Below are 11,679 nucleotides of genomic sequence, written 5' to 3'. Positions count from 1 at the left end.
ACCCGACCAACCCCCCACACCCCCACCACATGACGCGCCACCAAACCCCCCAACACCCCCGTACCACCAGTGATCAACACCGCACCATCCGGGTCCAGGGTGATCTCGTCGGGGACCGCGCTCACCCGGGCCAGTCTCGGCGCGTGGAAGGTTCCTCCGCGTACCGCGAGCTGCGGTTCGTCGGACGGCAGTACCGCGGGGAGCTCCGCACCCTCCTCGAGGTCCAGCAGGGTGAACAGGCCGGGGTGCTCCTCCTGGGCCGAACGCACCAGCCCCCACACCGCCGCGCCCACCGGATCGGCGATCTCACCGTCGCCCACCGACACCGCGCCGCTGGTCACCACCGTCAGGCGCGACGACGCCGACCGCTCGTCGGCCAGCCACCCCTGGATCGCCTCCAGCGCCTCCCCGATGGCCTCCCGCACCGACGACAGCGGATCGGCGCCGCCCCGCGCGATCCGCTTCACCACCGCGACACCCTCCCCCTCCCCCGTCACCGGCGTCCACTCCACCCGGAACAGGAAGTCGGGAGAATCGGCCGCGCGGAGCTGCCGTTCGGAGACCGCCCGCAGGGTGAGGGACTCGACCGAGGCCACCGGCTCCCCGGTCTCGTCGGCGAGGTCCAGGGTCAGTGAGTCCGGTCCTGACGGCGTCAGCCGTACGCGCAGGGTGCTCACCCCGGCGGACCGCAGCGACACCCCCGCCCAGGAGAACGGCAGCCGGACCTCGTCCGCCCGCTCCGGTGCGGCCGCGCCGCCCGCGTGCAGGGCGGCGTCCAGGAGTGCCGGGTGCACGCCGAACCGTTCGGCCTCGGCCCGGAACGGCTCGGAGAGGGCGACCTCGGCGTAGACGTCGTCCCCGTGCCGCCAGACGGCTCGCAACCCCTGGAAGACCGGGCCGTAGGCGTATCCCCGCTCGGCCAGCCGCTCGTAGAAACCGTCGATCTCCACCGGTTCGGCACCGGCCGGGGGCCAGGCGGCCATGGTCGCGCGCGGCTCCGGGGAACCCGGGGCGAGCAGGCCGGAGGCGTGACGGACCCACGCCTCGTCCGTCTCCTCCGGCCGCGAGTGCACCGCCACGGTACGCAGGCCCGCGCCGTCCGCCGCGCCCACGACCACCTGTATCCGGCGTCCGCCGTGCTCGGGCAGGACAAGTGGTGCTCCCAGGGTGAGTTCCTCGAGCCGGCGGCAGCCGACCCGCTCACCGGCCTGACACGCCAGTTCCACGAAGGCGGTGCCGGGCAGCAGCACCGTGTCCAGCACGACGTGGTCCGCGATCCACGGCTGGGCGTCCCGGGACAGGCGACCGGTCAGCACCAGGCCGTCCCCCTCGGCCAATGACACCACCGCCCCCAGCAGCGGATGCCCCGCCGACGACAACCCCGCACCCGACAGATCCGTCTGCCCCGTCGGCTCCAGCCAGTACCGCTGCCGATCGAAGGCGTACGTCGGCACGTCCACCGGACGTGCCCCGTCACCACCCGTGGTCTCGAAGTAGGCCGCCCAGTCGACCTGCGTCCCGGCCACGAACGCACCGGCGACGGCGCTCACCACCGTCTCGGGCTCGGGCCTGTCCCCGCGCAGCAGTGGGAAGAACGACGTCTCGGCCAGGCTGTCCTGACCCATGGCCGACAGCACCCCGTCCGGGCCCAGCTCGATGAACCTGCCGATCCCCAGCGAGGCCGCATGCGTCAAAGCGTCGGCGAAACGAACCGCACCCCGCACCTGGTCGGCCCAGTAATCGGCCGAGAACTCCGTCACCGGCTCACCGGTCAGGTTGGAGATCACCGGGATCGAGGGGGACCGGTAGGTCAAACCCTCGGCGATGCGGTGGAAGTCCCGCAGCATCGGCTCCATCCGGGCCGAATGAAAGGCATGGCTCACGCGCAGACGACGGCTCTTACGTCCCCGGGAGGTGAGCGTGTGCGCCAAGGCGGTGACGGGTTCCTCATCACCGGAGACGACCACCGCCTGGGGGCCGTTGACCGCTGCGATCGACACGCCGTCGGTGAGAAGCTCCGACACCTCCTGCTCGGTGGCCTGAAGCGCGATCATCACCCCACCGGCAGGGAGTTCCTGCATCAACCGACCCCGTGCCGCCACCAGCGCGCACGCATCCTCCAGCGACATCACCCCGGCCACATGAGCCGCCGCCAGCTCACCCACCGAATGCCCCACCACGACATCCGGCCGCACACCCCACGACTCCAGCAACCGGAACAAGGCCACCTCGAGCGCGAACAACCCGGCCTGAGCGAACACCGTCCGATCAAGCACCCCGTCCTCGGAGGCGAACACCACCTCCCGCACCGAAGGAACGTGCAGGTGCCCATCCAGCAGGGACGTGGTCTCGTCGAAAGCACGGGCGAACACCGGGAAGGACCCGTACAACTCCCGCCCCATCCCCACCCGCTGCGAACCCTGGCCGGTGAACAGGAACCCCGACCCGTCCGGCTCGGCCGTCCCGGTCAGCACCCCGGCCGTCCCACGCCCGGCGGTCAGGGCGTCCAGGCGCTCCGCCAGTTCCGTACGGTCCCGTCCCAGCACCACCGCACGGTGCTCGAACACCGAACGGCCCCTGGCCAGCGACCAGCCCACGTCCACCGGATCGGCGTCCACCAGTTCCGGCAGCCGTTCCACCAGCCTGTCCAGCGCTCCCGGAGAACGCGCCGACACCACCCACGGCACCACCGGCACGTCCCCACGCTCGACCGGTACCTCGGTCACCGGTTCCTGCTCCAGGATCACGTGGGCGTTCGTCCCGCTGAAGCCGAAGGAGGAGACGCCCGCGCGGCGCGGCGCCCCGGTCTCGGGCCACGGCATCGACGAGGTGGGCAGCGCTATCCCCCCGCCGGCCCACTCCACGTGAGGGGTGGGGTTCTCGGCGTGGAGCGTACGGGGGAGGATGCCGCGCCGCATGGCCATGACCGTCTTGATGACCCCGGCGACACCGGAGGCGGCCAGGGTGTGACCGGTATGGGATTTGAGCGTGCCGAGCCAGAGCGGCCGGCCGGCGGGACGCTCAGCGCCGTAGGTCGCCATGAGCGCGCGGGCCTCCACCGGATCGCCGAGCGGCGTACCGGTGCCGTGGGTCTCGACCATGTCGATGTCCGCGGCGGTCAGCCCGGCGTTCGCGAGCGCCAGCCGTACGACCTGCTGCTGGGCGACGCCGTTGGGCGCGGTGAGGCCGTTGGACGCGCCGTCCTGGTTGAGCGCGGAACCCCGGACGACCGCCAGCACCCGGTGGCCGTTGCGCCGGGCGTCGGAGAGCCGTTCCAGCACCACGATGCCCACGCCCTCGGCCATGCCCATGCCGTCGGCGTCGGCGGAGAAGGCCTTGCACCTTCCGTCGGGGGAGAGCACGCGCTGGCGGCTGAGCTCCACGAACGAACCCGGGGTGGACAGTACGGTGACGCCACCGGCCAGGGCGAGGGAGCAGTCCGACTGGCGCAGGGCCTGGCAGGCCAGGTGGAGTGTGACCAGCGAGGTCGAGCAGGCCGTGTCGACGGTGATGGCGGGGCCTTCGAGCCCGAGCGTGTAGGCGATCCGTCCCGAGGCGATGCTGGGCACGACGCCGGTCGCGACGTGTCCTTCGACGTTCGCCGGCGCCTGCTGGAACAGCGGGCCGTACTGGTGGTGGTTGATGCCCACGAAGACGCCGGTCCGGCTGCCGCGCAGCGAGGACGGGGCGACCCCGGCCCGTTCGATCGCCTCCCAGGAGGTCTCCAGCAGCAGCCGCTGCTGCGGGTCCATCGCCAGCGCCTCACGCGGCGAGATCCCGAAGAACGCGGCGTCGAACCGGTCGGCGTCGTCGAGGAAGCCCCCGGTACGCGTGTAGGACGACCCCGACGCGTCGGGGTCGGGGTCGTACAGGTTCCCGAGGTCCCAGCCCCGGTCGGCGGGGAAGTCACCGGCCGCCTCGCGGCCCGCGGCGACGAACTCCCACAGGTCCTCGGGGGAGCGCACGCCTCCGGGGAGGCGGCACGCCATCGCGACGATCGCGATCGGCTCCCGGTGGCCGTCCTCGACCTCCTTCAGCCGCCGGTTGGCCTTGCGCAGCTCACCGGTGACGCGCTTGAGATATTCGCGCAGCCTGTCTTCGTCCGCCACTGCGGCTCCTCCCCTGTTCCTACGCGCCGAGTTCGCGGTCGATGAGGTCGAAGATCTCGTCGTCGGTGGCCGACGTGAGGTCCTGGTCGTCACCGTCCCCGTCCGGAGCCCGGTTCTCGTCGTTCAGCCTCGCCAGCAGCGCGGACAACCGTTCGGCGACGAGCGAGCGCTCACCGTCGCCCAGGGCCGCGACCGCGGCCTCCAGCCTGTCGAGTTCGGCGTGCACCGACGGCTCGTCCCCCAGGAGCAGCGACCGCAGGTGCGCTGCCAGCGCCGCCGCGTTCGGATGCTCGAACACCATCGTCACCGGCAGGCGCAGGCCGGTCGCGGCGTTGAGCCGGTTGCGCAGCTCCACCGCGGTCAGGGACTCGAAGCCGAGTTCCTTGAACGCCCGGTCCACGCCGATCGCCTGGGGCGAGGCGTACCCCAGCGCCTCGGAGACGTGGGTGGTCACCAGGCGCAGCAGCTCCCGCTCCTGCTCGGCGGGCGGCATCGCGGCCAGGCGCCGGGCGAACGTCCCGTCCGGGGCACCGGTCTCCTCCACGGTCCGCCGGACGCCGACGAGCTCGGCGAGCAGGGGCCGGGAGCGGGCCGAGGTGAAGGTCGAGGTGAAGACCTCCCAGTCCACGTCGGCGACGGCGGCGAAGGCCGGGCGTTCGGCGAGGACGCGCTCCAGCCTGTCCAGGGCGGTCCCGGGGTCGAGGAACGGCAGACCCTGGCGGCGCAGGCGTTCCTCGTCGACCTCCTCGGGAAGGCGGTCGCTGTCCCAGACCCCCCAGGCGACGGAGATCGGCGCGTGCCCGTGACGGCTCCTGCCGTACGCGGCGTAGGCGTCGAGGAAGGCGTTCGCCGCGGCGTACGCGCCGTGGTCACCGCTGCCCCAGACTCCCGCGATGGAGGAGAACAGGACGAAGGCGTCCAGGTCGTCGTGGTCGAGCAGCTCGTCCAGGTGCACGGCTCCGTTCACCTTGGCGGCCGTCGCCTCGGCGAACTCCGCGACCGTGGTCTCGGCCAGCGAGGCCAGGCGCGCGGCGCTCGCGGCGTGTACCACCGTGCGCAGGACGTGCCCCTGGGAGCGGAGCCGGTCGAGGAGGGAGGCGACCTCCGCGCGGTCGGCGACGTCGCAGCTCACGATCTCGACGGTGACGCCCAGCTCACCGAGCTCCCGCTCCAGCTTCGCCGCCCCTTCCGCGGCGGGCCCGCGGCGACCGGCCAGGACGAGGTGCTCGGCGCCGCGTCCCGCGAGCCAACGGGCGATGTGGGGTGCCAGCGCGCCGGTGCCACCGGTGATGAGCGCGCTGCCGGAGGTCCGGAACCCGGCGGGAGCGGTGATCGGTGCCCTGACCAGGCGCCGTACCAGGATGCCCGTGTCGCGGATCGCGACCTGGTCCTCCTCGTCGAGTCCCGCCAGTACGCCGCAGAGCCCGTCCCAGGCGGTCGCGTCCGGTGCGCCGGGCAGGTCCACCAGTCCGCCCCAGGTCCGGGGGTGTTCCAGTGCGGCCACCCGCCCGAGGCCCCAGGTCTCGGCCTGGACGGGCCGCCGGACCGGGTCGTCCGGGCCGGTGGAGACGGCGCCGGAGGTGACCGACCACAGCGGGGAGGTCCATCCGGTGCCGGCCAGCGCCTGGATCAGGGTCAGCGTCCCCGCCACGCCGCCGGGGACGGCCGGGTGCCGGGGGTGGGGGCGTTCGTCGAGGGCGAGCAGGGAGAGCAGACCGGCCGGTTCGGCATGCTCGGCCAGCCTCCGGGTGAGCGTGTCGCGGTCGTCCGTACCGCCGACGGTGAGGACCGTGGGCCGGGCGCCGTGCCGTTCGAGCGCCTCCGTGGCCGCCCCGACGAGGTCGTGGTCGTGGTCCCCGGGGACGACCAGCAGCCAGTCACCGGACAGGGCGCCGGTCGCGGGGGACGAGGCCGCGGGCCGCCAGGCGATGTCGTATCCCCAGGTGTCCGTGACCGGGGCCTCACCGCGATCGGACGGCAGCAGCCAGTAGCGTTGGCGTTGGAAGGGGTAGGTCGGCACGTCCAGATACGGCGGCGCGTCACCGAAGGCCGGACTCCAGTCGACCTCGACACCGTGCACGTGCGCCTCGCCCAGCGACAACAGGACCCGCTCCATGCCGCCCTCGTCACGGCGCAGCGTGCCCACCGCGACCCCCTCGACCCCGGCCGCCTGAAGACTCTGCTCGATCCCGATCGTCAACACCGGATGCGCACTCATCTCCGCAAAGACCCGATGCCCCCGGCCCGCCAGCAACGACACGGCCTGCTCGAACCGCACCGCATGACGCAGGTTGTCCACCCAATACGCAGCATTCAACCCGGCGGTATCGAACACCCGCCCGTGCAACGTCGATGCGAACGGCACCCGAGACGACCGCGGCACGATGCCCGCCAACTCCCCCAGCAGACGTGATCTGAGCCGCTCCACCTGCGGAGAATGCGAGGCGTAATCCACCGCGATCCGCCGCGCCCTGATCTCCCGCGCGTCGCAATACGCCAGGAGTTCCTGCAGCGCCTCGGGCTCTCCCGACACGACCGTCACCTCGGGGCCGTTGTGCGCGGCGATCGACAACCGCTCCCCCCACCCCCCGATCAACACCTCGGCGCGTTGGGCGGACACTCCCAGCGACACCATGCCGCCCTGGCCGGCCAGCGCCCCCAGCGCGCGGCTGCGCAACGCCACCACCCGCGCACCGTCCTCCAACGAGAGTGCCCCGGCCACACAGGCCGCCGCGATCTCCCCTTGTGAATGCCCCACCACCGCCGCAGGCCGCACCCCGAACGACTCCCACACCTGCGCCAGGCCCACCATCACCGCCCACAACGCGGGCTGCACCACCTCCACCCGCTCCAACGACACCTCCCCCCGCAACACTTCTTCGAGGGAGAAGTCGACATACGGCTCCAACGCCCCAGCACACTCCGCGATGCTCTGTGCGAACACCGGCGAGGACTGCAGCAGTTGCGCACCCATCCCTGCCCACTGCGCACCCTGACCGGGAAAAACGAACACCACCCCGGCGTCCGCACCCGCCAGCACCCGGCCCCGCACCTGACGATCCCCCACCACCACCGCACGATGATCGAACCGCGCCCGACCCGACACCAACACCCGACCCACACCCGCCACAACCCCCGCAGGCCACGAACGCCCACCCACCAACGCCACCTGATCGGCCAACGCCTCCACCGACCGACCCGACACCACCAACGGCACCGAACCAGAGCCATCACCACCGGTACTCACCACCGGCTCAACCGGACCCTGCTCCACGATCACATGCGCATTCGTGCCGCTGGCGCCGAAGGAGGAGACCCCCGCCCGCCTGGGCCGACCCTCGTCGGGCCAGTTCCGCGCCTCGGTCAGCAGTTCCAGGGGACCCGCCGACCAGTCCACGTGCGGCGACGGCTCGTCCACGTGCAGGGTCCGCGGCAGCACGCCCTCACGCATCGCCATCACCATCTTGATCACACCCGCCACACCGGCAGCCGCCTGGGTATGACCGATGTTCGACTTCACCGACCCCAGCCACAACGGCCGATCCCGCCCCTGGCCGTACGCCGCCGACAACGCCTGCGCCTCGATCGGGTCACCCAGCGTCGTCCCCGTACCGTGGGCCTCCACCGCGTCCACGTCCGACGGCTCCAGACCCGCACCGGCCAGTGCCGACCGCACCACCCGCTCCTGCGCCAGGCCGTTCGGAGCGGTCAACCCGTTCGACGCACCGTCCTGGTTCACCGCGCTGCCCCGCACCACCGCCAGCACCCGATGACCGTTACGCAACGCGTCCGACAACCGCTCCACCACGAGCACGCCCGCGCCCTCCGACCAGCCCGTGCCGTCGGCCGTGGCGGAGAACGGCTTGCACCGGCCGTCGGGGGCCAGGCCACGCTGGCGGCTGAACTCGATGAACGGGGTCGGCGTGGGCATCACGGTGACCCCGCCGACCAGGGCCAGCGAGCACTCTCCCTGGCGCAGCGCGGTGGAGGCGAGGTGCAGGGCGACGAGCGAGGTGGAGCAGGCCGTGTCGACCGTGATCGCCGGTCCTTCCAGGCCGAAGGTGTAGGCGACCCGCCCGGTGGCGATGCTGCCGACGTTCCCGGACAGGAGATGACCTTCGAGCTCCGGCGGAAGACCGCGGGGGTCGGTGACGTAGTCGTGGTACATCACGCCCGCGAAGACGCCGGTGTCGCTGCCGCGCAGCGAGGACGGGTCGATGCCGGCCCGTTCGATCGCCTCCCAGGAGGTCTCCAGCAGCAACCGCTGCTGCGGGTCCATCGCCAGCGCCTCACGCGGAGAGATCCCGAAGAACTCCGCGTCGAAATCACCGGCGTCGTGAAGGAAGCCGCCGGAGCGGGCGTAGCTGGTGCCCCGGTGGTCGGGGTCGGGATGGTAGACGGCGGGCCAGCCGCGGTCGGCGGGGAAGTCCCCGATCGCGTCCCGTCCCGCGAGGACGAGGTCCCACAGGTCCTCCGGGGAGCGGACCCCACCGGGGAAGCGGCACGCCATCCCCACGATCGCGACGGGCTCACCGGCCGGAGCCGGACGGGCCGGGCGGGGGCGTTCGGGCTTGCCCTTCCGCAGGTACGCGGCCAGCGCCTCGGGGGTCGGATGGTCGAACACCACGGTGGCCGGAAGCCTCAGCCCGGTCACCTGGTTCAGCCGGTTGCGCATCCGTACCGCGAGCAGCGAGTCGAATCCGAGGGACTTGAACGTGGTGTCGGTCCTGATCCCGTCCGTGCCGGAGTGGCCCAGGACGTCGGCCACCTGCGCGCGTACCAGGTCGAGGAGTTCGCGTTCGGTGAGGTCGTCGATCGCGGGGGCCGTAGGGGCGGCATGCCGTACGGGAGCGCGCACGAGGTCGCGCAGCAGCGGCGTGACCGTCGCTCCGGCCGGTCGGCGGCGCGCCGAGGTGTCCAGCCGCGCGGGGACGATCACCGGTGTGCCCGTGGCGAGGGCGGCGTCGAACAGTTCCAGGGCCTCCGGCGTCGGCATCGCGGTGACGCCGTTCTCGGCCCACCAGGTGACCTCGCTCTCCCGGAGGTCGCCGGTGAGGGCGCTGCGCTGCGCCCATGCCCCCCAGACCAGCGACGTGGCCGGCAGCCCGAGGTCGTGGCGGTGCCGGGCGAGGGCGTCGACGTAGGCGTTGGCGGCGGCGTAGCTCGCCTGGCCGGGTGCCCCCAGGGTGCCGGACAGCGAGGAGAACAGGACGAACGCCGACAGGTCGTGCCCGCGGGTGAGCTCGTGCAGGTTCAGGGCGGCGTGGGCCTTCGGCCGCATGACCGCGTCCAGGCGTCCGGCGTCGAGAGCGTCGACCAGGGCGTCGTCGAGGACGGCGGCGGTGTGCACGACCGCCTTCAGGTCCGTGACCCGCTCCAGGAGGGTGGCGAGCGCGGCGCGGTCGGAGATGTCGCAGGCGGCCACGGTGACGTCGGCGCCCAGCGCGCACAGCTCCGCGACGAGGTCAGCCGCGCCGGGGGCGTCGGGACCGCGACGGCTGACGAGGAGCAGACGGCGGGCGTCGTGCCGGTCGACGAGGTGGCGGGCGATCCGCCCGCCGAGGGTCCCGGTCCCCCCGGTGATCAGTACGGTGCCGTCGAGGTCCAGCGGACCGTCGGGGACGGGCTGCTCGGCCCTGGCCAGCCGGGGGACGAGCGCCTTCCCGTCGCGGATCGCCAGCTGCGGCTCGTCCGGAAGCAGGGCGGGCGGGTCCTCACCGGCGAGGTCCACCAGGACGAACCGGTCGGGGTGCTCGGACTGGGCCGAACGCAGCAGCCCCCACACGGGCGCGTGCTCCAGGTCGGTCGTCTCGCCGGGCGTGCCCGTGACGACCGCGCCGCGCGTCAGCACCACGAGCCGGGCGGAGGCGAAGCGCTCGTCGGCCAGCCAGGTCCGTACCGTCTCCAGCGCCCATCGGGTCGCGTCGCGCGGCGGGGCCTCGACGAGCACCGTCTCCGGTACGGGCTCGGTGACGGAGGTGAGGTCCGGGTGGATCGCGGTCACCGGGATCGGCCGGTCGCCCGGTGCGGGCTTCCACGTCACCGTGAACAGCGAGGAGGCGGAGCGTCCGGTGAGCCGGCGTTCCGGGACGGAGCGGACCGTGAGGGAGGACACCTCGACGACCGGCCGCCCGTCCTCGTCGGCCGCCTCCAGGCGGAAGGCGTCCGCGCCGGTGGGCGTCAGCCGTACCCGGAGGGTGGACGCGGTGCGCCCGTACAGCCGGATGCCGCTCCAGGCGAACGGCAGCAGGACGTGTCCCTCGCCCGCCCGCATCTCGCGGGCGTGCAGCGTGGCGTCCAGCAGCGCCGGGTGGATGCCGAACCGGGCGGCGTCGTCCTCGTTGCCCGGCGGCAGGGTCACCTCGGCGTAGATCTCGTCGCCGCGACGCCAGGCGGCGCGCAGGCCCTGGAACGCGGGCCCGTAGTCGTACCCCTGCTCGGCCAGCCGGTCGTAGCGGTCGCCGACCTCCATCGGCTCGGCCCCCGGCGGGGGCCACTGCTCCCGGCCGGTCACCGGATCGTCCGGGGCCGGGCCGAGGAGCCCGGCGGCGTGTCGGATCCAGGAGTCGGAGTCCTCGCGCCGCGAGTGGACGTGCACCGGCCGCCTGCCCGACCCGTCGTCGGCACCGGCGACGACCTGGAGGCGTACGCCACCGTGTTCGGGCAGGACGAGCGGGGACTCCAGGGTGAGCTCCTCCACCTGGCCGTGCCCGGTCCGGTCACAGGCGTGCAGGGCCAGCTCGGCGAATGCCGCGCCGGGCATGAGGACGGTGTCCCGTACGGCATGACCGGCCAGCCAGGGGTGGCTCTCCAGCGACACCGTGCCGGTCCACACCAGCGTGTCGCCGTCGGCGCCGTCCAGGACCGCGCCGAGGAAGGGGTGGGTCTCGGGCACCAGGCCCAGGCCGCGGGCGTCGGAGGCGGGGGGCGGGGCGTCGAGCCAGTAGCGTTGGCGTTGGAAGGGGTAGGTCGGCACGTCCAGATACGGCGGCGCGTCACCGAAGGCCGGACTCCAGTCGACCTCCACACCGTGCACGTACGCCTCGCCCAGCGACAACAGGACCCGCTCCATGCCGCCCTCGTCACGGCGCAGCGTGCCCACCGCGACCCCCTCGACCCCGGCCGCCTCAAGGGTCTGCTCGATGCCGACCGTCAGCACCGGGTGCGGGCTCATCTCGGCGAAGGCCCGGTACCCGTGCTCGACCAGCGCGGCGGTGGCCTCGGCCAGGCGTACCGGCCGGCGCAGGTTGTGATACCAGTACCGCGCGTCCAGCTCCCGGCCCTCGACCCGGTCACCGGTCACCGTGGACAGGAACGGGATCTCCGGAACCAGCGGGGTGATCGACGACAACGACTCGATGATCTCCTCGCGTACCCGTTCCACCTGGGGGGAGTGTGAGGCGTAGTCCACCGGCAGCCGCCGCGCCCTGATCCCCTCGCCATCACAGCGAGCCAGCAACTCCTGCAACGCCTCCGGCTCTCCCGACACGACCGTCACCTCGGGGCCGTTGTGCGCGGCGATCGACAACCGCTCCCCCCACCCCCCGATCAACACCTCGGCGCGTTGGGC

At 72.9% G+C, this 11,679-nt stretch carries 2 protein-coding genes; both read right to left on the bottom strand.

Going from position 1 to position 11,679, the window contains the following annotated elements; translation table 11 throughout:
• A partial coding sequence (locus ACIBCT_RS40195) for a type I polyketide synthase (RefSeq protein ID WP_399197309.1) occupies nucleotides 1–4,109 on the bottom strand: 4,109 nt, incomplete at its 3' end.
• A gap of 19 nt (nucleotides 4,110–4,128) precedes the next feature.
• On the bottom strand, nucleotides 4,129–11,664 hold the full coding sequence (locus ACIBCT_RS40190) for an SDR family NAD(P)-dependent oxidoreductase (RefSeq protein WP_399197308.1): 7,536 nt from the start codon (nucleotides 11,662–11,664) through the stop codon (nucleotides 4,129–4,131).
• Between the last annotated feature and the right edge of the window lie 15 nt (nucleotides 11,665–11,679).

This window comes from Streptosporangium sp. NPDC050855 (genome assembly GCF_044456585.1).
Taxonomy (GTDB): domain Bacteria; phylum Actinomycetota; class Actinomycetes; order Streptosporangiales; family Streptosporangiaceae; genus Streptosporangium; species Streptosporangium longisporum.
This window is presented reverse-complemented; position numbering and strand designations above follow the sequence as displayed.